This is a genomic window from Shewanella sp. SM87 (assembly GCF_025653705.1).
Classification (GTDB): Bacteria; Pseudomonadota; Gammaproteobacteria; order Enterobacterales; family Shewanellaceae; genus Shewanella; species Shewanella oncorhynchi.
On sequence record NZ_JAKKSC010000023.1, the window covers coordinates 54,311 to 78,325 of the forward strand.

The following is a 24,015-nucleotide window of genomic DNA, read 5'->3' on the forward strand; positions in this document are numbered from 1 at the left end:
AAGGTGTTAGATAATAAACCAAATAAAAACAGTATGATAAGTATTTGCACCTATTAGGGCAATAGCACTTTAGACCTGTTAATTGGCCTACTACCTACGCTAAGGTTAGCGGAGGAAGATAAAGGAGTGATCGAAATAGTCACGTTGACTAGGCATCATGATATGCCGTGTGCGCCTGATATGCGCCATAATTTTAGATTTCCTCTTCATATACGACTCCATTATGACTTAGAGAAAATGGTTAGGTTTTTATTACGTAATGAAGTTTATATGCGAGTTATAAATAAAATCATGACCTATGTCTTATTTTTAAATAATTAGCACGTCAATTTAACTTAAATTATCAATATTAAATGGAGTCAATCATGCTTAAGTATCTTTATCTAAATTATGAAAGTAAATATTGTCAGCATTATTTAAATAATATTATTTGCATAAAATATCTTATTTCAAATATCTAATCTTAATTTAAAGGCTGCTGTAATCATCATTCTGATTTATACCGCATTCCATATTTGCATTGTTATGCAGATATTTTCGTTACAAAATCATCTTCCTGCTTGAAAAATGCAAAAGTGATAACTTTTTTCTCACATTTGAGCATTTGGGGCAGAAAGTTGTCGTTTTAGGGCAGATGTTATTTTTTTGATTGACGTAAAGTGAGTCAGGTCGAACATGAATAGGAGATAGACATGAATAAAGGGTGGTTAGGGGCGAGTTTAGTGCTTGGGTTATTCGTTGGACAGGCAAGTGCTATGACATTAACGAGCAAAGATATGAGCGAGGGCAATAAACTGACATCGCAATTAGTGTTTAATGGCTTTGGTTGCCAAGGGGAAAATATTTCGCCGCAACTGACTTGGACTGACGTGCCCACAGGAACTAAAGCATTTGCAGTGACAGCTTATGATCCTGATGCACCAACGGGCAGCGGTTGGTGGCACTGGGCCGTATATAACTTACCCTTAGCGCAAACTTCGCTCGCACAAGGTGCGGGCTCGCATGTTGATGCACTGCCCAAAGGTGCTATTGCCTTGAAGAACGATTTTGGCACTACAAATTTTGGTGGCGCATGCCCGCCCCAAGGTCATGGCGTTCACAGGTATGAATTTACTGTGTGGGCATTACCCAGTGCTTTAGAATTGCCAAAGGATGCTAGCCCTGCCTTATTGGGCTTTATGCTCAGGGCACAAGCGCTCGGCAGCGCCAAGTTGACTGCGGTATATAATCGATAATCCATTGATAATTAGGCTGGTGTCATGATCCGTATGTTTGAATATGATTCGAAGCAGGCACAATCTTTATCTCAAGTCCCTGTACATCAGCCGTCGATTATTCGGGTTATCTATGGTGAAAAGTCTCTGCTCTGGCAAGATGAATCTGTTTTAGTAGGCCAAGGGCAGTTACTGTTAATTCCTGCTGGTTCGCATATTAGCTTTGTTAATCGACCTTTTCTTGGGCGTTATCGGGCGGTGCAGTTATTACTCCCCCACGATTTACCCCAAGGCATTTTATCAAGTGCTACCGATTGGCGTGACCCTATGCCAGTCCAAAATATATCACGCGCTGTGGACTTAGCTTGGAATGCGCTATTACAGAGTTTGACCTTGTCTCTGGCCGATCCTGTTCAACTGCATTATTTGGCTGCATTACTGTTAAGTTTGCCAGATAAACGCAGTGTGAACTGGTTGTATGGACACACCCAACGCAGCGTGACTCAAGCGGCCTTGGCCTTGATGAGTGTGAGTCCTTCGGCGTCATGGCAGCAGGAGGATATTGCCGACAAGTTACACATGAGCACGGCAAGCCTTAGGCGTAAATTGGCCTTAGAAGACACTAGTTTTAGGCAGTTACTGGTAGAAGTGCGGCTTTGTCATGGTTTAGCCATGTTGCAGAATTCGAGCGAGCCAGTATTGCAAGTGGCTTTGGCCTGTGGTTATCAATCTGCGGAAAAGTTTTCCTTACGTTTTAAGCAGCAATTTGGCCTGACCCCTGCGGCTTATCGTCGTACACTGTGAAGTGGCATGGGTGTATACCCAAACAACTTTAGGGTATTGGAGAAATATGATGGCGGATGAGCAATTTACTGACAGCGGATTTTGGAACAAGATCAAACTCTTTAGCCGTCAAGCAGGTAGAGAGGTCATCGAGCGGGCACTATGGCTTTATTATGCAGCGCAACAACCCAATACGCCTAAGTGGGCTAAGTCAGTCATCTACGGCGCGTTAGCATATTTTGTTTTGCCTTTAGATGCGATTCCCGATCTGACTCCTTTAGTTGGCTTTACCGATGATTTAGGTGCCCTTGCCGCGGCCCTGACTATGGTGACCTTATATATCGATGATGAAGTGAAATCCCTTGCAGCGGATAAACTCACACTGTGGTTTGGAGATAAGCCGAGCGAACCTAAGACTTAAACCTATTGCGAGCGCAATCGCCTAAGTGATGCAAAATTGTGCTAAAAATATGATTTCATTAGGAGTCGTTGATTTGGTTTTGACTGAGATTTTCTGGGGTAAAAATATTTTTTTGCAAATGTTTCACTATTGCTTGATTGCGCTATATGCTAGCGCTGTTTTGTAAACCCCTTGTGTTTGTTTAGGCAGATAAATGAAAAATATTATGGTAGTGATCCTATGGCTTTTAGGTGTCTCTGCCGCTACCCCCGCGTTTGCCGATGAGGTCTCTCCGGAACAACTCGCCCGTCTTTACCTCGATTTTATGGCACAGAATAGTCGCCAGAGCGAAGCTTTGTGGCCTGGTTTTCGCCTTGAAGATAAAGTACACCTCTTTAGTTATGGTGGTAATGTCTGGCTTCGACAGCCTGGTGGCGAAATAATCCAAGATAACAGTGTGTTAGAGTCGGTCAATCTGCACTCTGGTCTATCGGTGAGTTTCGGCTTTCCGCAATATAATGGCCAGCCAGGTGTATTGATCCAGCTCGAAGTGCCGAACATCCAATTTACTCGCGACACTAAGCCAACGGATTTAGCTTTTTTAATCTGGGCGAGCAATGGCTTGCATGAAGCCTTCCATTTTTATGCCCAATCCGAATGGCGAGTATTGGAAGACGGTAAGCGTTATGAGGGCGAGGTCTTTCCGCTCAACTTCGATGCTCGCTATTATCGTTTACAGTTATTTGATGCCTTAATGGCGGCGCTGGCACAACCCGAGCAACAGTCATTACATCTTAGCTATGCAGCCTATTGGTTGCAGCAATGGCGCCAAATTGCGCCGAATGAAGATCGAGTCGGTTACATCAATGATCTTGTTGAAGGCAGCGCTAAGTACGTGGAATTGGCCGCTGGTGCGCGTGTATTGAGTCAAAATCAAACTTTACTTGGTTATCAGCAAATACTGACAAAATATGTGTATGACTATTATCAACAGCAGAAGATGTGGGTTGGTTGGACGGCTGAGGCGGCAAATATTGGCGCTCTGGCGGGCATATTGTTGGATAGCACTCAAGACCCTTATGTGTGGAAAGAGTCGGTCATGTCGGGTATGTTGCCTGTGGATTTACTACTGAACCGCGTAAAGCCAGTATCCCCGCTAGACAAGAAAGACACTAAACAAAAGAAACAGCTGCAGGAGATGCTAGCGTATTACCCTGCCACTCAAGCAAAACTGTCTCAGTTGTTGTTGAATGTGCAGGATCCAAAAGTGCCGTTATTGGTTATGCCGAGCGTGAGCGATAGTAGCAGTTTTATTGATGTGGGTGACGTACGTTCTGGCTTTTATGTGGTGCCCTATCAAGAGGAAATGACTCAAGCTTATTTAGGGATGAGCGCGCAATTTAGTAACTTGTCAGTGAGTGGCAGTCCATTACTCGATGTTCCAGTACAAAATTTTTGTGAGGGCATTGAGGCGGCAACTCTGTTACCTTTAGCATTCCCCTTTCAGCGTGAGGGTCAGTATCTGGTATTCAACGAAGCGGAAGTCCATGGAACTATTAGGGTTTCTGCGAGTGTTGTTGATGGAAGAACCCTCTACTGTGCGATGAATTAATAATGAGAAAAAATCAGCTCGAATTTACCTACATGCGTGGCATTGCGATTATCTTTATCGTGCTTGGCCACAGTATTTACAACTCTGGAGAAGGTTTCCCGCTGTTATTGGAAAACCTATTACGCGGTGGCACGGCCTTGTTCGTGTTTATCTCGGGATACTTTTTCCATCGTATTTTTTATAAGGATTTCGACTACAGCAAGTTCATGAAGAACAAAGTACAGAACGTACTTTATCCTTTTTTAGTCGTCTCTCTGATCGGTTTGTTCTGTTTGTGTTTACGCTGGATTTTTATGGAGCACCAGTCGCTCGATAAACTCTTGCTGAGTATTTTTTACACAATACGTAACGGTTATATCCTGTATCCGCATTGGTATATTCCATTCATCATGGCGGTGTTTTTATTTTCGCCGATATTTTTGTGGTTTATCCGTTGCTCACAGCAGATGCGTTGGACGCTATTTGTACTGAGTTGTGTGGTAGCAATCCTATTGCATAGACCTATAGGTAACGTCAATTTCATTCACTCAGTCGTGTATTTTGTACCTTTCTACTTAATTGGTATTTTATATTCGCAAGATGAACATATTGTGACGCGCTTTGGCTCTATTTTCACAGCACTAGCGATGATTTTTTTAGTGGTGAGCTTAGTCGAACAAACTTACATAGTGCAGCATATTGGTAACTATCATAAGGCACCATTTGAGTACAACGGTATCGATTGGCAGTTTATTCAGAAACTTTGTTTATGTGTATTAGTACTGAATTTCTGTGAATGGTTGTCGGGACGAAGTCGTTTGCCTTGGTTAGTCGAAGTCGCTGAGATGAGTTTTGCCATTTTCTTTATTCATCCACTCTTCGATATGCTATTTAACACGGCTGCAACCGTAATGCGTTTCCGCTTCCCACCAGGTTCTGCTGTGACTAGCGTGCTCTTTTCCGCTGGGATTTTCATTTTCATGATGGTAGGCAGTATTATGACGGCTCGCTTTATCAAAAAGCGTCTGGGTAATCGTTCGCGTACTTATATCGGCTGGTAATCACTTTGGTTTATCATCACTAACACTAGGTGAAATTCAGTTTGAATTTATTTCCTAGTGTTAGGGTGTTTTCCATCTAAAAAAGTGGAGAACATAATGAATCCCAACATTACCCTACCGAGCCTTGGGCTTATCAGTTTGTCTTTTATCGCTTTGCCATCCATCGCCGCTCAAGTTGAGTCGCTATCCACCAAGACGCAGAATACTTTTTTCGCACAAATTGCGGCCCATTGTGGCCAAGCCTTTGCGGGAAAAGTGGTATCGGGTGACACGGCTGATTCGGCCTTTAGCGGCAAGTCGTTAATTATGCACATGCGTGAATGTAGCGACACTGAGCTCAAGATCCCGTTCCATGTGGGTGATAACCACTCGCGTACTTGGGTGCTGACTAAAACCCAGCAAGGGCTTAAGTTGAAGCACGACCATCGCCATCAGGATGGAAGTGAAGATGCTGTGACCATGTATGGCGGCGACACTATGAATGATGGGACAGTACAGAAACAGTCATTTCCCATTGATAGGGAATCTATCGATAACTTCGTCAAGAATGGACTCACTCAGTCGATTACCAATGTGTGGCACATGGAAATTACGCCAACAACGTTTAGTTATCAACTCACGCGCGAAAACCGCGATTTCAAAGTCGATTTTGATCTTACCCAGCCAGTAGCATTACCGCCCAAACCTTGGGGACACGACTAGTGTTGTTATCAAGCTAGCTCAAAATTGTGTTCATCACCTGCTTATGTTGCCCGTTTATGTGGATAACGACACTACACGGGCTCAGCCTTGCATTAAACTCAGTCAACTCATTGTTTCCTAAGCAGATTCAGTGAGCAGAACTTTTATGGCTGTTTAAATATTGGACGATATGCTGGGTTTCAGGCATAAATAGCACTATAAGCTTGTTCAGAGCCTTTATCATGGTGTAAGTCTCTCCCACCTGAGCGTTATCATTTCGCATCCTCAGCGTACCACCTCGCAGATACTTTATCCTGTACATGGCGTCTTCATCAATCCAGAAGGTGGGTGAATACTTTTAGTGTTTAATCTATATTTCTTTTTGATTTACTCGGGTTGATAGCTCTGAAGCGCTTTCTTTGCGTTCGCTATATCGGTTCGTGAGGAAATCAACATTGCCCCTCAGGAGTAAAGTGAATTTCATCAATTCCTCCATAACATCAACTACGCGATCGTAGTAAGGCGAAGGTTTCATTCGGCCTGCCTCGTCAAACTCTAACCAAGCTTTTGCGATTGAAGACTGGTTGGGTATGGTGAACATGCGCATCCATCGTCCCAATATACGCATTTGGTTTAGTGTGTTGAAGGACTGTGAACCACCACTCACCTGCATTATTGCTAATGTCTTACCTTGTGAAGGCCGGACAGCACCTTCAGCCAAAGGGATCCAATCGATTTGGGCTTTCATAATACTGGTCATCGCACCGTGGCGTTCTGGTGAACACCACACCATACCTTCGCACCAACGTACCATTTCTCTTAGTTCCATGACTTTGGGATGACTGTCAGGCGCATCATCAGGAAGTGGAAGTCCAGAAGGGTTAAAAATACGCACCTCTGCGCCCATGTGTGTTAATAGTCGAGCGGCTTCTTCCGTCGTCAGTCGGCTATAGGAGCGTTCTCGTACTGAGCCATAAAGCATCAGTATTCTAGGCGGATGGGTTAGAGGAGTTAGATTAAAACAGTCCATATCCATGTTATTAACCATTAATTCTTGTTTGAGTGCTGGCATATCGTGGTTTAGTGGTTTCATGTGCGAACTCTTTGTCCCTGTTCATTAATGATGATTTCGCCATCTTCTTTGGTGAAAGGGCCTTGTTGTGCTTTGGTCAAAATATCAAGCACTGTCTCAGACGGGCGACAGAGTTTTGTGCCTCGCGGCGTAACGACGATAGGACGGTTAATTAAAATGGGATAAGTCAGCATAAAGTTAACCAGTTCTTCATCAGTAAATGTGTCTTCAGAAAGTCCTAGTCGTTCAAATGGTTCAACATTGTTGCGTAACAATGAACGCACAGAGATTTTCATCTCATTAATTAACTTAAGTAATTCATCGCGGGAGGGCGGCGTTTCTAAGTAGTGGATGATTTGGGGTTCGACTCCACTATTACGGATCAATGCTAAAGTGTTGCGCGATGTGCCACAGGCTGGATTGTGGTAAATCTTAATGCTGTCATCAATCATATTAGTCATAACATGTCTCTGATAAATAATCGCTTATAAATTTATCCATAGGCACTAAACAGATGCTCTAGTGCCCATGGACGAAGATTAGAAGGAGAGGCGCAGCGTCAGTGCCGCTAGGGTGACAAATAGCACCGGTAGCGTCATCACAATGCCGACGCGGAAATAATAACCCCAGGTAATATTAATATTTTTCTGCGCCAGTACATGCAGCCATAGCAGGGTTGCTAAACTGCCGATGGGGGTGATTTTAGGACCTAAATCGCTACCAATCACGTTAGCGTAAATCATGGCCTCTTTAATCACGCCAGTTGCATTGCTACCGTCTATCGACAGGGCGCCAATTAACACCGTTGGCATGTTGTTCATGATGGACGATAAAAAGGCGACCAAGAAGCCTGTGCCCATAGTGGCAGCCCAAAGCCCTTGTTCAGCCAAACTATTTAATACGCTTGATAGGTAATCGGTTAAGCCTGCGTTGCGAAGACCATAAACAACCAAATACATGCCGAGTGAAAAGATCACTATCTGCCATGGCGCGCCGCGCAGTACCTTAGTGGTATCTATGGCATGGCCTTTTTTCGCGACAATAAACAGGATCAGGGCACCCACGGCAGCGACTAAACTCACGGGCACACCGAGGGGTTCTAAGCCAAAAAAGCCCACCAAGAGTAAGACTAATACGCCCCAACCGGTTTTAAAGGTTTGAGGGTCGCGAATGGCGGCCTTAGGCTCGCGCAGTTTTTGCAAGTCGTAGGTCGTGGGAATATCTTTGCGGAAAAACAGATGCAGCATGACTAAGGTGGCGATAATAGCGGCAATATCGACAGGCACCATCACAGCGGCATATTCGTTAAAGCCTATGTTGAAGAAGTCCGCGGAAACGATATTCACTAAGTTAGAGACAATTAACGGCAAACTCGCGGTATCGGCAATAAAACCCGCCGCCATCACAAAGGCTAAGGTCGCTCCGGCGCTAAAGCCAAGAGCCAGTAACATAGCAATCACTATGGGGGTGAGGATCAGCGCCGCGCCATCATTGGCGAATAAGGCGGCAACAGTCGCGCCGAGTAACACTATGTAAGTAAAGAGTAAACGCCCACGACCTTTGCCCCAACGGGCCACATGCAGCGCGGCCCATTCGAAAAATCCCGACTCATCCAATAATAAACTGATGATGATCACGGCAATAAAGGTGGCGGTCGCATTCCAGACAATATTCCATACCACAGGAATATCCCCTAAGTGCACCACACCCAGTAGTAGGGCCAATACGGCGCCCAAGGTAGCACTCCAACCTATGCCTAACCCCTTAGGTTGCCAAATTACTAACACTATGGTGAGAACAAAAATTGCCCCTGCTAACCACATACAAGCTCCTCAAAGAGTAGAGATTGTCTACCCGTAACCATAAAATAATGCCCTCACCTAACGATATTGTCGGTGGGTTTGAATGATTTTTTACATGTGAATTTTCTTATATATCTTAGTGTTGAACACTATACTCAAACACCATTTTGACTAATGCGTAAAACTTAAGGTGATCTTATATACGGATATTTACATATATGAAAATTCGTATATATTGTACAAGGTCTTTCCAAAAGATCCATAGCCATGAAAAACGAGTGTTGTTCCTTACCGCTCACAGCTTGCTGTTTGAATGAGCCTTTAGGAAAGTTAACAAAAGGATCAAAATGTTTGTACTAGTTCAGTCTAAGGGCATCAATGATTAATCCAACCCAGTTTTTTAAATGTTTAGCCGATGAAACCCGCTTGCGTTGCATGATGTTGATACAGCAAGAGGGGGAGCTCTGTGTCTGTGAATTGACCGAGGCATTGCAAGAGACCCAGCCTAAGATTTCGCGACATTTGGCCCAATTACGTAAATGCGGTTTATTAGTTGATCGCCGTCAGGGGCAATGGATTTTCTATCGTATCAATAATGACTTACCCAAATGGAGTCAGTTAGTGCTGAGTGAAGTTACCAACCAAAACACTGTATTCCTTGAAGAAAATATGCGTAATTTGTGCAAGATGGGCGGGCGTCCTGACCGTGCTAAAGCTTGCTGCTAGAAGACTAGCAGCAAAAATTTAACCTCAAATATACGTTTTTTCATATGTTTACGTGTCTAAAGTTTTGCTTAATATTAAGGTGGCGTAACAATGCTGCAAATATTTTCAGATTTAGCGGGCTGGTTAACTTTTGATTTGATGGGTTTAGAGCCCAATACTAAGCTCGCCGACGCCATCCATTTTTTTATTGAAGATACCACTAAGATTTTTGCGCTCCTGTTGCTGATGATTTATGGCATCGCTTTGATGCGGGCTTCGCTCAATGTTGAGCGTGTTCGGGATTACTTGGCGGGTAAAAATCGTTTTGTCGGTTACTTTATGGGATCGGGTTTTGGCGCTGTTACCCCATTCTGCTCATGTTCGAGCATTCCTGTTTTTTTAGGTTTCACTTCCGCGGGGATCCCCGTTGGGATCACTATGGCATTTCTGATCACTTCGCCGTTAATTAATGAAGTCGCCGTTCTGTTGCTTGTGAGTCTGCTGGGCTGGCAGTTCACGGTGATATACGTGCTAGTCGGCATGTCAGTGGGTATGTTGGCGGGGGCATTTTTGGACACGATTCGCGCTGAGCGTTGGCTGCAGTCCTTTGCCGCCAAAGCACTCGAACAAGGTAAGGCGCAAGCAAGTCACGATAATAACGAGGGTATGACATCAATATCCATGACGTTAACCGAGCGACATGAATTTGCGAAAGGCGAGACCCTAGAGATTTTTGGCCGAGTGTGGAAATGGGTCATTATTGGGGTTGGGCTTGGCGCCGCACTCCATGGATTTGTGCCTGACGGTTGGATCGAAGCCCACTTAGGCGATGGTCAATGGTGGTCGGTTCCTGTGGCGGTATTGATTGGTATTCCTCTGTATTCCAATGCCACAGGGGTTATCCCTATCATGGAGAGCCTTATCACTAATGGCTTGCCCGTAGGGACGACATTGGCATTTTGTATGTCTACGGTTGCCGCCAGTTTTCCCGAGTTCATTTTGCTCAAGCAGGTGATGCAATGGCGTTTGCTGGCCATCGTTTTTTCTATTTTATTGATTTCATTCACCTTAATCGGTTGGATCTTTAACGCTATAGGTCCCATTCTGTGAGAATTATAAAAATGTTAAACATCAAAGTATTAGGTAGTGGATGCGCTAAATGCACTAAAACCGCTGAGATTATTACCGCCATTGCCAACGAGAAGGGCATCAACGCGGCCATATCGAACAGATAACGCTTTAATCTTAAACAAATAATATAAAACACCTAATATAAAACTGAGTGTGAAGGATGCAGGTATGACAATCAAAATCGGGATAAATGGCTTTGGCCGTATGGGACGTTTAGCACTGCGCGCCGCTTGGAGCTGGGATGAGGTTGAGTTTGTGCAGATTAATGATCCCGCAGGGGATGCGGCGACCTTAGCCCATTTGCTGACATTCGATTCTGTGCATGGTCGCTGGCAGTACGAAGCCAATGCCGATGCTGATGACATCATTATCGATGGCAAGCGTATTCGCTGTACTCGCAATAAAACCATCGGGGAAACCGATTGGTCCGCCTGCGATGTGGTGATTGAAGCCTCGGGTAAAATGAAAACCAAAGCAGTGCTGCAAGCTTATTTAGATCAAGGCGTTAAACGCGTTGTGGTCACTGCGCCAGTTAAAGAAGAGGGCGTGTTAAACGTTGTCATGGGAGTGAATCATCAACTCTATGACAAAGCTATTCATCCGATTGTGACTGCGGCCTCCTGTACTACTAACTGTTTGGCGCCAATCGTTAAAGTGATCCACGAAAACCTCGGCATAGTGCATGGTTCCATGACGACTATTCACGATATTACCAACACTCAAACTATTTTAGATGCACCGCATAAAGATCTCCGCCGTGCGCGGGCCTGTGGTTTAAGCTTAATCCCCACAACGACGGGCTCGGCGACAGCCATTACCCATATTTTCCCTGAACTCAAAGGTAAGCTCAACGGCCATGCCGTGCGGGTGCCGCTTGCGAATGCCTCATTAACCGATTGCGTGTTCGAGGTGAGTCGCAAAACGACCGAAGCTGAGGTCAATCGCCTGTTAAAAGAAGCGGCAGACGGACCGCTAAAAGGCATTTTAGGTTATGAGGAACGTCCATTAGTCTCGGTCGATTATAAAACCGATCCGCGTTCGAGCATTATCGATGCGCTATCGACCATGATTATCAATGGCACTCAGGTCAAACTCTACGCTTGGTATGACAACGAGTGGGGCTATGCCAATCGCACCGTCGAACTGGCCCGCATGGTCGGTCTGATGGATAAGGCATAAGCTTTATGGGTATGGGTAAGCTGACAGGGTTCTTGTCTAACATATCACCCGAGATCCGCCAGTATTTGGTGGTCACAGGCAACTATTGGGCATTCACGCTTACCGATGGCGCATTACGTATGTTAGTGGTGCTCCATTTTCATGGCTTAGGTTATAGCCCGCTGCAAATTGCCATGCTATTCCTCTTCTATGAAATCTTTGGGGTGGTAACGAACTTAGTCGGCGGCTGGCTCGGGGCGCGTTTAGGCTTAAATAAGACCATGAATGTGGGCCTATTTATGCAGATTGTTGCCCTTAGCATGCTGCTTGTGCCTAGCGGTATGCTGACGGTTGCTTGGGTGATGTCGGCGCAGGCCTTGTCGGGTATCGCTAAAGATCTCAATAAGATGAGTGCTAAGAGCAGTATCAAGTTGTTGGTGCCTAGTGATGCTCAGAGTGAGCTGTATAAGTGGGTTGCCATGCTCACTGGATCCAAAAATGCGCTAAAGGGCGCGGGGTTCTTCTTGGGCGGCGCCTTACTGACCCTGTTTGGATTCCAGCAGGCCGTGTTAGGCATGGCGATTGGCCTATTGCTGGTGTGGATTTTTAGTCTGTTAAGTTTGCAGCGCGATTTAGGTAAAGCCAAAAACAAACCTAAGTTCACGGAAATTTTCTCTAAGAGTCCGGCGGTAAACACGCTTTCTGCCGCACGCATGTTTTTGTTTGGTGCGCGGGATGTGTGGTTTGTGGTGGCTTTACCCGTTTATTTGGCCTCAGCCTTTGGTTGGGATCATTGGTATGTCGGCGGTTTTCTCGCACTCTGGGTGATAGGCTATGGCATAGTGCAAGGCTTCGCACCTCGCTTGACGGGGACAAAGTCGGCGGGCAAAAACAAGGTTCCCGATGGACGTAGCGCCTTAGGTTGGGCGGCGATATTGAGCATAGTACCGGCATGCATTGCGCTGGCGATAAGTTATGACTTCCATGCCGCGAATATACTGATTTGGGGATTGATGCTGTTTGGCGCCTTATTCGCGATCAACTCTTCATTACACAGTTATCTTATCGTCAGTTATGCGGATGAAGATGGCGTATCGTTAGATGTGGGTTTTTACTACATGGCGAATGCTATGGGACGCTTGATCGGGACTGTGTTGTCTGGCTGGGTGTATCAAGTGTATGGCATGGCGGCTTGTCTGTGGATATCGGCGGCATCTATTGCGTTAGCGGCGCTTATCTCAATCAAACTGCCTCGGCATAAAGCGATATCAGATGGTGCTTAATACTTACCTAAGCTATCCCTGAGTTGTTGCGGTTGTTTTTATTCAATGTCCACCAAAGTATGGTGGGTATTTTAATCACTCTGATGTTAACTGAAGTTTTTTGATTTTGAGCAAACAACTCTCTATACTCCGGCCTGTTTTATACACGTCATTATGTCGCTATTCCCAATAGCACAACTATTTTTAATGTAGTCAAATTTGAGTTGGCTCATATAAGTGAGGTTATTTTTCGGTGATGAGCATTAAGCCGCATTAGTTTAATCCTTCCTTCTTGGATCGTTAAGATCCGTCCTTAGTCGCTACCGACTCGGTAGTTGTTTTGCTGTACCCCATAATCCCAATTGCATTTCGTCACCTTGACGCATAAGTACCTTATTGGCTATGCGCTGACATTTGAGTCAAGTGTTGATATTAGCTATTGGAAGATATGATTAAATTTCAATCAGAGTGAGTGACATGATACAAACCATGAAAAAAGAGTGGTTCTCCAACATACGCGGAGATCTGTTAGCCGGTATTGTGGTTGCACTGGCGTTAGTCCCTGAGGCGATTGCCTTTTCTATTATTGCAGGCGTCGATCCTAAAGTCGGCCTGTATGCTTCATTCTGTATCGCAGTGGTCATCGCGTTTACAGGTGGCCGTCCTGGTATGATCTCTGCCGCAACGGGTGCTATGGCGTTGTTGATGGTGACCTTAGTGAAAGAACACGGCCTCGAGTATTTACTCGCGGCGACCCTATTAACTGGTGTGCTGCAAATTGCCGCGGGTTACTTAAAGCTAGGAAGCTTGATGCGTTTCGTCTCCCGCTCTGTGGTGACGGGCTTTGTGAATGCACTGGCGATTCTGATCTTTATGGCCCAGTTGCCCGAACTGACCAATGTGACTTGGCACGTATATGCGATGACGGTAGCTGGCCTCGGTATCATTTACCTATTCCCACTCATCCCTGTGATTGGTAAATCCGTACCTTCGCCTCTCGTGTGTATTGTCGGATTAACGCTTTTTGCGGTTTATATGGGGTTAGATATTCGTACTGTCGGCGACATGGGACAACTGCCTGATACTTTACCTATTTTCCTCTGGCCTGAAGTGCCATTGACCTTTGAAACTCTGATGATCATCTTCCCATACTCGGCCGGCCTTGCCGTGGTGGGTTTGCTAGAATCTATGATGACCGCCACCATAGTCGATGACTTAACCGATACCCAAAGCGATAAGAATCGCGAGTGTAAGGGCCAAGGTATTGCCAATATCGGCGCGGGTTTAATGGGCGGTATGGCTGGTTGCGCTATGATTGGTCAGTCGATCATCAACGTTAAATCGGGTGGTCGCGGACGGTTATCGACCTTTTCAGCGGGGGTATTTCTACTCATATTGATTGTATTCCTCGGCGAATGGTTAAAGCTCATCCCTATGGCGGCACTGGTTGCCGTGATGATCATGGTGTCTATCGGTACTTTCTCTTGGGATTCAATTCGTAATCTTAAGCATCATCCAATATCAACCAATCTTGTGATGGTGGCGACCGTTGCTGTGGTGGTCGCTACCCATAACTTAGCTATGGGAGTATTTGTGGGGGTATTACTCGCGTCTCTGTTCTTTGCTAATAAAGTGGGCCGTTTTATGGTGGTTAAGAGTGTAACGGCTGCTGCCGACGCAGGTCGCCATTATCAAGTTATTGGGCAAGTCTTTTTTGCCTCGGCAGATAAGTTCAGTAATTCATTTGATTTTAGGGAAGTGGTTGATAAGGTGACTATCGACTTATCTCAAGCGCATTTTTGGGATATTACCGCGGTATCGGCCCTAGACAAGGTAGTGATTAAATTCCGTCGCGAGGGAACTGAAGTGGAGTTGATTGGCCTTAACCAAGCCAGTGCAACCATAGTCGATAAATTTGGGGTGCACGATAAGCCTGAAGACGTTGAAAACATGATGTCTGGTCACTAAGCCCTTAGCAACACAGTAAAAGGAAAATAACGATGACAAATGTGATTGCTTGTATCGACGGTTCAAAAGTGACACTCGCCGTATGTGATGCTAGTTGCTGGGCCGCTCAGCAACTGGATGCCTCAGTAATTCTATTGCATGTATTGGATAAGTCAGCCTATCCGATAGAGTCAAATCTGTCAGGAAATATTGGCCTAGGTACACGGGAGCACTTGCTCAATGAAATGGTTGAGCTCGAAGCGCGCCGAGGCAAGCTGGCACTCGAGCAGGGTAAGTATATGTTGCAAGATGCGCAAACGCGCATCGTGGAGGCACAACCCGCAGTCGTGGTTGTAACCTTGCAGCGTCATGGCGATTTAGTCGAAACCCTGTTAGAGCAAGAATCCCAGGCCAGACTGGTGGTGATGGGCCGTCAAGGGGAGCAGCATCAAGACCAAGCGCAGGCCATTGGCAGCCATTTAGAAAATGTCATTCGCACGCTTAAGCAGCCTATTTTAGTGGTGATGGACGAGTTTACTGCACCGAAGCGATTTATGATCGCCTATGATGGCAGTGTGACCGCAAGAAAAGCCCTCGATCGAGTCGTAAGCAGTCCGCTACTTAAAGGGCTCGAATGTCATTTAGTGATGGTGTCTGATGATCAATCGCTGGCGACTGCTGAACTGGCGTTGGTGGCTGAATCTCTGATTGCGGCGGATTTCAATGTGGTTACCGCCGTTTGTCAGGGAGAAGTGCAAACGGCCCTTGAGATCTATCAACTTGAGCATCAAATCGATCTTATGGTTATGGGCGCCTATGGTCATTCGCGTATTCGGGAGTTTTTTGTGGGTAGTAACACCACAAGGATGATCAGTAAAAGCCATATCCCCTTGTTATTACTTCGCTAAGTTAAATATGCATTTCAACTTATTTTGCTCAATTCTAATGACTTGGTTTTAGTTAGAACATCTGAGTCAGAAGCTTGAGGTAATCATTTAAGAAAAAACGGCGAGCATTTAGGCTCGCCGTTTGATATCACAGTCGAATGGTTCGTGTTAGTTAGCTTTTGGTTCGAAGCTAAAGGCTTGACCCGCAAGAGCGGCTTCAAACATTAAGCCGCCTTTTGCTGCGGTAAATACCGCCATACCGTTGATATAAGAGCCGCTTGCGGAGCGATTACCACCCGATTGACCAGCACCTGCTGAGTTGCCTGTGGTTCCTGCTTGAGCGCTTGCTCCCATGTTGATGGCAACTGCCGACGCTTGGGCGTCAAACTCGAAACTGCCGCTCGTGAAGGCTTCATAGGCTTTGGCATCTTTAAAAAAGATGATCTCGCTGTAGGCTTGTCCACCTAATTGAAAACCGATGGATAATTGAGTCAGACTCGAATCACCCATATAGGCACCGCCTTGGTAGACTCGGCCCTTGCCATAGGCTGCACCGATCCCAATTCCGCCTTTACCCACAGTTGGGAATAAAGCATAGCCATAGGCTGTGTCGAAAAATTTACTGGTTTCTTTCGCTTTTTGGAAATTGACTACAGCCTGATCGTAGCTTTCATCTGCATGTACAGTTGGGGCAGCAAATAGGCTCACAATAAGGCATGTTGATGCCGCAATGGCTGTTAAAAATGATTTCATGGTAACGCCTCTTCAAGTCTTTAGTTGTTCCAGACTAGCCTTTATCGACACAAATGACAGCCAAAAGTGACATATGTGTCAGCTTAGGTTCAGTGTTCGACTTAATGGTTGGAGTGATATTGGTGGTGATGATTGGAGTGCAGTTTCGCCAATTAGTTCTTAGGTGGAGAAGAACCTTGGTTTTTTTCTGCATCGTCCTGCTGAACTTGATGCAAAAATTCATACTCCTCTGGGGTGAGAATATTTTCAATGACGAGTGGGCGTTGCTCTAACTCTGGTTCGGCCATGCGGCCTTTTAAGTAGGCAGAGCGGGTGATTTGCTTTAGCCCATACACCGCCAGCATATACATGCTCAGTAGTAAGGTCAGCCTTGGCAATGCGTGGGAAAGTAGCGATAGATTATCACCAAGATAGAAAGGCAAAATCACCACAAATACGCGGATTAACCAATTCAACAACATGGCCAAGGTCAAGCTTATCAGCCAACGAAACCGAATGGTGCCGAGCGCCTCTTGGGTTTGAGTGACATCTCTTTGATTGCGTTTATGTCGACGAAACAACATCCACAGCGCGATAAAGTAAAAACAGGTTTGTACAGATAACAGCGCTGGGAGTAGAGCGCCCCATTGGCTGATACTCATTTCTTTAAGCATCAGAGCTATGGGTTGCCACTCGTTAATGGGATGTGCAGTTAATCTTAGGGCAATATCTAAAATGGCGAAAACTAATGTTAATGCAGATGGCCAGTAATGCTTTGAAAACCCTAGCGGTTTATGGGTTGGTGCTAAACTGCGTTTGCAATATAGATAGAGCAAAGGCATGAGCAAAAAATAGATAGGGTTAATCAGATTGAATAGGATATGAATGGGAATTGGACTGTTATCGCGGTTCAACATACCCGTGAGGAAGTATAGAGCAATAAGACTTAAGAAAGCGGCGAGGAGTTTTTGGTTAGCGTCTGGGTGATAGAAATAGCGAATATAAATAGCTAACGCGAGGCAATGTACGCCTCCAAATAATGACAACCACCAGTAAGCTTGAGTGAAAAAACTATGAAACTCGTTCATATGCGATACCTCGAGCCCTGTTATATCAGGGAAATCGGCTCGGTAAAAGTATCGCCGTTAGTTTTTCTGTTGGCTTGCTATGCGCTGATGACGATTTGAAGCCGCCTCGGGCACAACGCTGGGAACGGGAATGCGTTCCGCGAGTAAGTGCTTGATTGCACGAACGGGATGCGGTAATAACATCCGTGGACCAGAAAAGATCATGATCTCTTTGACGATTTGTTTCTGCGCAGGTTTGTAGCAATGCACTGGGCATTTATTACAGGTGGGTTTGTTTTGTCCGTAGGGGCAGCGATCTAGGCGTGTTGCGGCATAATCCAATAACTCAATGCAATCTGCACATAGGCTCGTCGCGTCTTGGCCTTGGTGTTTCGCCTTGCAATAAATTGTCACCATTGCGGCAATGGTTTGGTGTTCGTACAGGAGTTTGCCCGTAAGCAGTGTGGCTGTGCCCATTGGAATACCTTAGCTTGTCACTCGGATATCCCATCATAGGCAGTGAAACTGGCGCTGACAAAACGAAAGCGCCAATTTATGAAGGTGCGCACAAAATGGTGCTTTAAATAATCCAACTATCCCCAATGTCACACCTAAAAATAAATCTTAGATATGCATCACTTTGTCGGCGGCCAGTGTCCAGCGAGTTAAATCTTGTAGTGTGCCTATGTGCGCACCTTCGATAATCATTTCCGCTGTGACGCCTCGTGCTTGAGCGCAGGTCTTGCAAAGTAGAATAGGAACTTGCTGTGCCGAGAGAATTTCAAACATCTGCTGCAGGTTGTAGCTTAAGTCCGGTGTGGTTTGATTTTTGAGTGCGCCAAACACGGCATCTGACATGAGAAAAAGTTTAAGATCGACCGCTTGCTCGTCCTGATCCTTCAGGGCTAATGCGATGCGTAAGCTGTTAAATAGCTTTTCTGTCCCGTAAGGGCTGGCGTGGGCCACGATAAGAATACTTTGCATCAGGTTTTCCTTATATTTGTCGTAAACTGGGCGATTGGGGTGATAAGGCAATACGGTTGCGTCAGTCTAGCGCAATTGACTATAACTATTTGAGCGCAAGATCGTATAAAAAGGCATAAATACTTGATTTGCACCGACACAATGGACTTTAATAGCGGTTAATCTCTGCTCAATTTTTAGCTAGACTCGGTTGCCATGGACACTGTCCTGATGGACGTTGGCAAACCCATTGACACGGCTTCTGATGAGAAGCGGCCATCAAAGGTGAACAAGAATGAAGATCTTAGTCGTATTTATACTGATTGCTGTCGGGGTGTTTTTATTCCTTCGCGCGCAGCGATTGGCGAAAGAAGAACAAGAGGCGATGAAACCCAAGTCGACCAAGGTAAAACCTGTAGTTCCCACCGAAGAGGCACCTATTTTCTCCGCTGCTGAGCCCGAGCGTGTAGAACCTGAGCCAGTTAAAAGGGTTGAGGATACTGGCGTGGCTGAAGTCGAGCCCGTTATCGAAGTTGAAGCCGAATTAATGCCCCGTGAGACTAATGAGCCTGCGAGCATTTCGGTGGCGCTAGACACAGATATCATCGAAGTCGATATTCCTGCGGCCCATAATGAAGAGGCGGTGATCATTTTAGGCGCCACGCCTGCAGATGAACAAGATGATGTTAAGACTGAAGCAGAGCCAGTATCGAACACACGTTCTGAGGTAGGTGCGCCAGGGGCTTGGGCGAATGTGACTTTAGTTCGGGCCTTTGAGGAGTATCAAGGAGCGACGTCAGCCAGTGCTCGCTATACCGCGCTGCAAAATATGATTGCTGAATGCTACAAACAGCGTAAATCGGCGGATTACCTCAACTATGGTGCTCAATTAGCGGAAGAGTATATTGCACTGTTCCAAGCGGCTAGCGCCGAGCAAGGCAAAGATACTGAGCTTAAATCTTCCGGTTTCCTGCATTTAGCCACCTTGCTAAATGATACCCAAGCCTTCGATGCCGCCATTGTCATCTGTCGCAAAGCACTTGAGCTTGGGCTGAGCGATGGCACTGTCACTGGCTTTGAGGGCCGAATCAACCGGATTGAGAAAGCACAGACTAAAGCAACCACGGCTTGATATGTTGTAGGGAGCGCTTAGCGGGTAAACCCTTAGTCGAAAAGCGGTTATTTCCCTCGTCTAAGCAGTGTAGAATCCCTGCTAACTGAATGCGCAAAAGGCGAACTAAGGTTCGCTTTTTTTATGGGCTTAATAGGGGAAAAATGAAACTAAGCTATGCCTTACCGAATGTCTTATTCGGGCTTGGATTATTGCTACTCAGTGGCTGTACTAAAACCCCAGAATGGACCCTATTTTATTATCCCGATGTGAGTGCCATTCCGGTGACACCTTTGCAGGCCGAAGATATTAATGGTTACTACGATACTCTAGCGCAATGCCAGAGCAAGGCTCATGGTATGCAACGTCTAAGTCGTTCTGGCGTGAGTGGTTTTGGCCTTGGATCTTATCAATGTGGGCACCTATGCGAGTTCGACGATAAGTCGGTGCTGGTTTGCAAGACCATGAGCCAATAGGTGGGCAAGATGAAGTTTAAACAGGATTTTTTTACTCAGCTGCCTGAGTTTTACTCGCAAGTATATCCACAAGGGATAACTAAGCCTGAATGGCTGGCATGGAGTAATGACGCCGCCCAATTGATTGGCTTGAGCCAACCCACCGATGAGTTGTTATTGGGCTTATCTGGTAATGCGGCCGTCGATGGCGCGACCTACTATGCCCAAGTGTATAGCGGCCACCAATTTGGCGGTTACACGCCGCGCTTAGGGGATGGACGCTCGATCATTTTAGGTGAAGCGATTGGTCCAAATGGCGCATGGGATGTCGCCCTTAAAGGTGGCGGTCCGACGCCTTATTCGCGCCGTGGTGATGGCCGCGCTGTGATGCGCTCCGCGGTGCGCGAGTTTTTAGTCTCTGAGGCGCTGCATCATCTGCAGGTGCCGACGACCCGCGCCTTGGCTGTGATTGGCTCTGATTTGCCCGTATGGCGTGAGAGCCAAGAAACCGCAGCCATTACCGTACGTTTAGCCCGCAGCCACATTCGTTTCGGTCATTTCGAGTTTTTCTGCCACAGTGAGCGCGGCCGTGCCGACAAGCTGACTCAATTACTCAACTTCACTATTACTCAGCATTATCCCCATTTGAGTTGTGATGCCGCAGGTTATAAAGCGTGGTTTTTACAGGTAGTGCAAGATACCGCTAAGATGATTGCCCACTGGCAGGCGGTCGGTTTTGCCCATGGCGTGATGAACACAGACAATATGTCGATTCTGGGTGACAGTTTTGACTTCGGTCCCTTTGCGTTCCTCGATACATTCCAAGAAGACTTTATCTGTAATCATTCGGATCCCGAAGGTCGCTATGCCTTTGGTCAGCAGCCGGGAGTAGGTTTGTGGAACTTGCAACGTTTAGCGCAGGCGCTCACACCAGTGATCCCATCCGATGACTTAATTGCCATTCTTAATCAATACCAAGAGGCGCTAGTGCAGCCTTATTTGCGCTTGATGCGGGCAAAACTAGGTCTATCAGCAGTTGATGTTTCGTCGGTGGAGCAAGACAAACAGGATCTCGAACTTATAGGTCGATTCACTGTGCTGATGGAGAAAAATCAACTCGATTACACTCAGACTTGGCGTCAATTAGGCAAGTTAGATCCAACCAGCAAACACAGTGCGCTGCGGGATGACTTTATTGATGTCAGTCAGTTTGATGCTTGGTATCAAGCCTATCAACAGCGATTGGGCGCGGTGGCTGATATCCCTGCGTGGCAAACTGAGCGCAATAGTGTGAATCCCAAATATATTTTGCGTAACTATTTAGCCCAAGAGGCGATAATCGCGGTGGAAGAGGGTAATCTTGCGCCGCTGCATTTGCTGCAAAAAATCTTAACTCAGCCCTTTGCCGAACACGCAGAGCATGAAGACTTGGCCAAGCGTCCGCCGGACTGGGGCCAAGGTTTGATCATGTCATGTAGTAGTTGATGGGATAACAAGCATGAAATTATCAAGTACGCATTTAAAAGCCATGAGCTTAGATACCATTAGCTTAGATAAAAGTGCCTTAAGTTTAGCGGTCAGTGCGGATATCGATTTTGATCGTTTCGCCGACTTTGCCGAACCCTTAGCCGCGGCGCTAGATTGCACTGTGCGCGAGCGTCAGTGGGGTGCCGACAGGCATCAATGGTTATTAGAATTTGAAGGCAGCCAGTTATGGCTCAATTATGAGTTTTACGGCAACATTTGCTGGCTCTCGACCGAACGAGAAGCCGATTTTGAGGTGCTGGAATACTTAGCCACTTTGCTGCAACCTCACCTAAGAGTGAACTGAATATGAGTCAGAATATGACGCCACCAACCACGAGTTCTAGCGGCGCAGAGTTCCATTTTCAAGCCCTAACACCGGATTTGATCTTAGATGCGATCGAAAGTCTGGGCGTGTACCCAGAAACGGGCTTACTCGCGCTGAACAGTTACGAGAACCGCGTTTATCAGTTCCGTAGCGATGAAGGGCTGCGTTATGTGGTGAAGTTCTATCGCCCAGATCGTTGGAGCGATGCGCAGATCCAAGAGGAACATGATTATGCGCTCGCACTCGCGGCAGAAGATATCCCGATTGCCGTACCTGTAATTATCGAAGGCCATACGTTACACAAGTACCAAGGTTATCGATTTACCCTGTTTCCTTCCTTAGGTGGTCGCGCCTTCGAAGTCGATAATTTAGAGCAGCTGGAATTAGTGGGGCGGTTCATCGGTCGGATACACCAGTACGCGGCACAAACGGTATTTGCTGAACGTGAACCGCTGAATCCGCAGATTTTAGGCGCCGAGCCGCTCGCGTGGTTAAAGCAATCTAATCTGGTGCCTAATAGCCTACGCTTGCCGTTTTTTACCGTAGTAGAGCAGGTGCTGGCTAAGGCGAATGTGATTTGGGATCGCCAAGATTTTGCGGTCATTCGTTTGCACGGCGATTTACACCCAGGCAATATTTTGTGGACGCCAGACGGTCCCGGATTCGTCGATTTAGACGATGCTCGCATGGGGCCGGCGATTCAAGATTTATGGATGATGCTAACCGGGGATAGAGCGCAGCAACTGATGCAGCTTGAGATCTTACTCGAAGCCTATGAAGAATTTTGTGAGTTTGATACAAGACAGTTAGCCTTGATTGAACCGCTGCGGGCGCTGCGTATGGTGCATTACAACGCGTGGATTGGCCGTCGCTGGGACGATCCGGCCTTCCCGATGAACTTCCCTTGGTTTGGGGATGAAAAGTATTGGGAACAGCAGATTTTGGCGTTCAAAGAGCAATTATTTGCCCTTAGCGAACCACCACTGAGCCTAGTGCCGTATTAGCATTGAGCAAAATATGATTTCACAGACGTATCTTGTGACATTAGATTGAACTCTTAAGCTTGAGTTACACTCAAAAAATGGAATATGTTAGTCTCCAGCCAATTTATCAAAATGATTTAAGGAATTTTCATGAAAAAAGTATTACTCATGGCCGCGGCTCTGTTACTGGCGCCACTGGCAGTATCGGCTGTGGAATACCAAGAAGGTGTGCATTACACAGTGATTAACGATGGCCCAGCAACAGCGAAGCCTGAGATTACTGAGTTTTTCTCTTTCTATTGTCCGCATTGTTTTACTTTCTCTAAAACCGTAGTGCCAAAAATTCTCACCGATAAGCCAGAAGGCGTTGCGTTTAACCAAGCACACGTTGATTTTATCGGCAAAGAGATGGGGGTTGAAATGTCACGCGCATTTGCAGTCGCACATCAGTTAAACGTCGATGAGAAAATGGATGCGGCGTTATTCTCTGCTATTCATGAGAAGAAACAGCATTTTACTAATCGCGATGATGTTCGTGCTGTGTTTATTGCTAACGGTGTCGATGGTAAAACCTTCGATGCGGCTGCAGAGTCTTTCATGGTTAAGGCGCAAATGGCAAAGATGAAGCGTGATACTGAAAACGCTAAGCTGACGGGTGTACCTGCTCTGGTTGTTAACGGTAAGTACCGTGTTGAAACAGGGGCAATCAAATCCTACGACGAGCTGTTAGAAATTGCTTTCTACCTAGCAAAAAAATAGTTCGATAGGCGTTACCCGCACTGCTGTCATATGAGCGGATGATAATGCTGTATCGATTGCACACAATAAAAAAGCGCAATATAATTGCGCTTTTTTATGTTTTAATGACCCGTCCTAAATAGCGTTGACACTTTTCAAACTCATTTTGGGGAGTGTGATGACTTCAACAATTAAACGAACTCAACGTGATTATTCCCTCGCTTTTAAATTGGCCGTTGTCGACCAAGTTGAAAAAGGCGAGCTGACCTATAAGCAGGCCCAAGACAAGTACGGTATTCAAGGTTGTTCCACCGTGTTAGTTTGGCTTCGCAAACATGGAAAACTGGATTGGTCCCAAGGGACACCGTCTACATCAATGCGAGGACAGTTGATGACTGAGCCCACCACACTGACCCCTGA

General features: G+C 46.1%; 27 protein-coding genes and 2 pseudogenes. 20 read left to right on the forward strand and 9 right to left on the reverse strand.

Features of this window, described 5'->3' with window-relative positions; translation table 11 throughout:
* Nucleotides 1-105 precede the first annotated feature (105 nt).
* Complete coding sequence (gene speFL / locus L5M11_RS24015) at nucleotides 106-222, reverse strand: leader peptide SpeFL (RefSeq protein WP_100199882.1); 117 nt, start codon at nucleotides 220-222, stop codon at nucleotides 106-108.
* 470 nt (nucleotides 223-692) lie between these two features.
* On the opposite strand from speFL, the gene L5M11_RS17040 reads away from it, so the two are divergent.
* The 6 genes from L5M11_RS17040 to L5M11_RS17065 all read left to right on the forward strand — a co-directional run bounded on the left by L5M11_RS17040 (nucleotide 693) and on the right by L5M11_RS17065 (nucleotide 5,751).
* Nucleotides 693-1,235: a YbhB/YbcL family Raf kinase inhibitor-like protein gene (locus tag L5M11_RS17040; protein WP_113941436.1), complete on the forward strand. Its 543-nt coding sequence runs from the start codon at nucleotides 693-695 to the stop codon at nucleotides 1,233-1,235.
* Between the two features lie 24 nt (nucleotides 1,236-1,259).
* Complete coding sequence (locus L5M11_RS17045; protein ID WP_113941435.1) at nucleotides 1,260-2,018, forward strand: helix-turn-helix transcriptional regulator; 759 nt, start codon at nucleotides 1,260-1,262, stop codon at nucleotides 2,016-2,018.
* A gap of 49 nt (nucleotides 2,019-2,067) precedes the next feature.
* Nucleotides 2,068-2,418 carry a YkvA family protein gene (locus L5M11_RS17050; protein WP_263168460.1) on the forward strand — a complete coding sequence of 117 codons (351 nt, stop codon included), beginning with the start codon at nucleotides 2,068-2,070 and terminating at the stop codon, nucleotides 2,416-2,418.
* A gap of 193 nt (nucleotides 2,419-2,611) precedes the next feature.
* Nucleotides 2,612-4,009 carry a hypothetical protein gene (locus tag L5M11_RS17055; RefSeq protein WP_263147615.1) on the forward strand — a complete coding sequence of 466 codons (1,398 nt, stop codon included), beginning with the start codon at nucleotides 2,612-2,614 and terminating at the stop codon, nucleotides 4,007-4,009.
* A gap of 2 nt (nucleotides 4,010-4,011) precedes the next feature.
* Entirely contained in the window at nucleotides 4,012-5,049 is a 1,038-nt protein-coding gene (locus L5M11_RS17060) for an acyltransferase family protein (RefSeq protein ID WP_263147612.1), read from the forward strand.
* Between the two features lie 96 nt (nucleotides 5,050-5,145).
* Nucleotides 5,146-5,751: a hypothetical protein gene (locus L5M11_RS17065; RefSeq protein WP_263147609.1), complete on the forward strand. Its 606-nt coding sequence runs from the start codon at nucleotides 5,146-5,148 to the stop codon at nucleotides 5,749-5,751.
* A 127-nt stretch (nucleotides 5,752-5,878) separates the two neighbouring features.
* Here the strand turns inward: L5M11_RS17065 and L5M11_RS17070 are convergent.
* From L5M11_RS17070 to L5M11_RS17085, 4 genes and pseudogenes are all read right to left on the reverse strand, one after another.
* Nucleotides 5,879-6,067: pseudogene (locus tag L5M11_RS17070) on the reverse strand (hypothetical protein); the annotation flags it as partial.
* A 33-nt stretch (nucleotides 6,068-6,100) separates the two neighbouring features.
* Nucleotides 6,101-6,823: an arsenical resistance protein ArsH gene (arsH, locus tag L5M11_RS17075; RefSeq protein WP_311981122.1), complete on the reverse strand. Its 723-nt coding sequence runs from the start codon at nucleotides 6,821-6,823 to the stop codon at nucleotides 6,101-6,103.
* Nucleotides 6,820-7,254 (reverse strand): glutaredoxin-dependent arsenate reductase, encoded by a 435-nt coding sequence (gene arsC / locus L5M11_RS17080; RefSeq protein ID WP_198573266.1) that lies wholly within the window; start codon nucleotides 7,252-7,254, stop codon nucleotides 6,820-6,822. The genes arsH and arsC overlap by 4 nt, the downstream gene beginning before the upstream one ends.
* 87 nt (nucleotides 7,255-7,341) lie before the next feature.
* Nucleotides 7,342-8,625: an arsenic transporter gene (locus L5M11_RS17085; protein WP_263147607.1), complete on the reverse strand. Its 1,284-nt coding sequence runs from the start codon at nucleotides 8,623-8,625 to the stop codon at nucleotides 7,342-7,344.
* A 357-nt stretch (nucleotides 8,626-8,982) separates the two neighbouring features.
* Here L5M11_RS17085 and L5M11_RS17090 point away from each other — a divergent pair, with 357 nt between their 5' ends.
* From L5M11_RS17090 to L5M11_RS17120, 7 genes are all read left to right on the forward strand, one after another.
* Entirely contained in the window at nucleotides 8,983-9,330 is a 348-nt protein-coding gene (locus L5M11_RS17090) for a metalloregulator ArsR/SmtB family transcription factor (RefSeq protein WP_263147605.1), read from the forward strand.
* Between the two features lie 90 nt (nucleotides 9,331-9,420).
* Nucleotides 9,421-10,419, forward strand: a complete 999-nt coding sequence (locus L5M11_RS17095) for a permease (RefSeq protein ID WP_263192817.1) — start codon at nucleotides 9,421-9,423, stop codon at nucleotides 10,417-10,419.
* 11 nt (nucleotides 10,420-10,430) lie between these two features.
* Nucleotides 10,431-10,544 carry a thioredoxin family protein gene (locus L5M11_RS17100; RefSeq protein WP_173248055.1) on the forward strand — a complete coding sequence of 38 codons (114 nt, stop codon included), beginning with the start codon at nucleotides 10,431-10,433 and terminating at the stop codon, nucleotides 10,542-10,544.
* A 64-nt stretch (nucleotides 10,545-10,608) separates the two neighbouring features.
* Nucleotides 10,609-11,619: an ArsJ-associated glyceraldehyde-3-phosphate dehydrogenase gene (locus L5M11_RS17105; RefSeq protein ID WP_263147600.1), complete on the forward strand. Its 1,011-nt coding sequence runs from the start codon at nucleotides 10,609-10,611 to the stop codon at nucleotides 11,617-11,619.
* A gap of 11 nt (nucleotides 11,620-11,630) precedes the next feature.
* Nucleotides 11,631-12,881 carry an organoarsenical effux MFS transporter ArsJ gene (gene arsJ / locus L5M11_RS17110; RefSeq protein ID WP_263192825.1) on the forward strand — a complete coding sequence of 417 codons (1,251 nt, stop codon included), beginning with the start codon at nucleotides 11,631-11,633 and terminating at the stop codon, nucleotides 12,879-12,881.
* 456 nt (nucleotides 12,882-13,337) lie between these two features.
* A complete protein-coding gene (locus tag L5M11_RS17115; protein WP_263192820.1) occupies nucleotides 13,338-14,828 on the forward strand; it encodes a SulP family inorganic anion transporter in 1,491 nt (496 codons plus the stop codon).
* A gap of 32 nt (nucleotides 14,829-14,860) precedes the next feature.
* A complete protein-coding gene (locus tag L5M11_RS17120; RefSeq protein WP_263192821.1) occupies nucleotides 14,861-15,715 on the forward strand; it encodes a universal stress protein in 855 nt (284 codons plus the stop codon).
* A gap of 147 nt (nucleotides 15,716-15,862) precedes the next feature.
* Here the strand turns inward: L5M11_RS17120 and L5M11_RS17125 are convergent, their stop codons facing one another.
* The 4 genes from L5M11_RS17125 to L5M11_RS17140 form a co-directional block, all read right to left on the reverse strand.
* Nucleotides 15,863-16,447: a YSC84-related protein gene (locus tag L5M11_RS17125; RefSeq protein ID WP_105250489.1), complete on the reverse strand. Its 585-nt coding sequence runs from the start codon at nucleotides 16,445-16,447 to the stop codon at nucleotides 15,863-15,865.
* A gap of 152 nt (nucleotides 16,448-16,599) precedes the next feature.
* Entirely contained in the window at nucleotides 16,600-17,514 is a 915-nt protein-coding gene (locus L5M11_RS17130; RefSeq protein ID WP_263192822.1) for a hypothetical protein, read from the reverse strand.
* A gap of 57 nt (nucleotides 17,515-17,571) precedes the next feature.
* On the reverse strand, nucleotides 17,572-17,970 hold the full coding sequence (locus tag L5M11_RS17135; RefSeq protein WP_071940633.1) for a nitrous oxide-stimulated promoter family protein: 399 nt from the start codon (nucleotides 17,968-17,970) through the stop codon (nucleotides 17,572-17,574).
* Nucleotides 17,971-18,117: 147 nt separating this feature from the next.
* Nucleotides 18,118-18,477: a DsrE/DsrF/TusD sulfur relay family protein gene (locus L5M11_RS17140; protein WP_006083495.1), complete on the reverse strand. Its 360-nt coding sequence runs from the start codon at nucleotides 18,475-18,477 to the stop codon at nucleotides 18,118-18,120.
* A gap of 274 nt (nucleotides 18,478-18,751) precedes the next feature.
* On the opposite strand from L5M11_RS17140, the gene L5M11_RS17145 reads away from it, so the two are divergent.
* The 7 genes and pseudogenes from L5M11_RS17145 to L5M11_RS17175 all read left to right on the forward strand — a co-directional run.
* Entirely contained in the window at nucleotides 18,752-19,588 is an 837-nt protein-coding gene (locus L5M11_RS17145) for a hypothetical protein (protein WP_263168399.1), read from the forward strand.
* A gap of 143 nt (nucleotides 19,589-19,731) precedes the next feature.
* The gene (locus L5M11_RS17150; RefSeq protein ID WP_131524950.1) at nucleotides 19,732-20,043 is read left to right on the forward strand and encodes a hypothetical protein; all 312 of its coding nucleotides are present in this window, start codon (nucleotides 19,732-19,734) and stop codon (nucleotides 20,041-20,043) included.
* 9 nt (nucleotides 20,044-20,052) lie between these two features.
* Nucleotides 20,053-21,507, forward strand: a complete 1,455-nt coding sequence (locus L5M11_RS17155) for a protein adenylyltransferase SelO (RefSeq protein ID WP_263178894.1) — start codon at nucleotides 20,053-20,055, stop codon at nucleotides 21,505-21,507.
* 13 nt (nucleotides 21,508-21,520) lie between these two features.
* Nucleotides 21,521-21,853, forward strand: coding sequence for a DUF3630 family protein (locus L5M11_RS17160; RefSeq protein ID WP_263168403.1), 333 nt, complete (start codon nucleotides 21,521-21,523; stop codon nucleotides 21,851-21,853).
* Between the two features lie 2 nt (nucleotides 21,854-21,855).
* Nucleotides 21,856-22,878 (forward strand): serine/threonine protein kinase, encoded by a 1,023-nt coding sequence (locus tag L5M11_RS17165; RefSeq protein ID WP_263192824.1) that lies wholly within the window; start codon nucleotides 21,856-21,858, stop codon nucleotides 22,876-22,878.
* 129 nt (nucleotides 22,879-23,007) lie between these two features.
* Complete coding sequence (locus L5M11_RS17170; RefSeq protein WP_168826000.1) at nucleotides 23,008-23,616, forward strand: thiol:disulfide interchange protein DsbA/DsbL; 609 nt, start codon at nucleotides 23,008-23,010, stop codon at nucleotides 23,614-23,616.
* Between the two features lie 157 nt (nucleotides 23,617-23,773).
* Nucleotides 23,774-24,015, forward strand: a pseudogene (locus tag L5M11_RS17175) (IS3 family transposase); the annotation flags it as partial.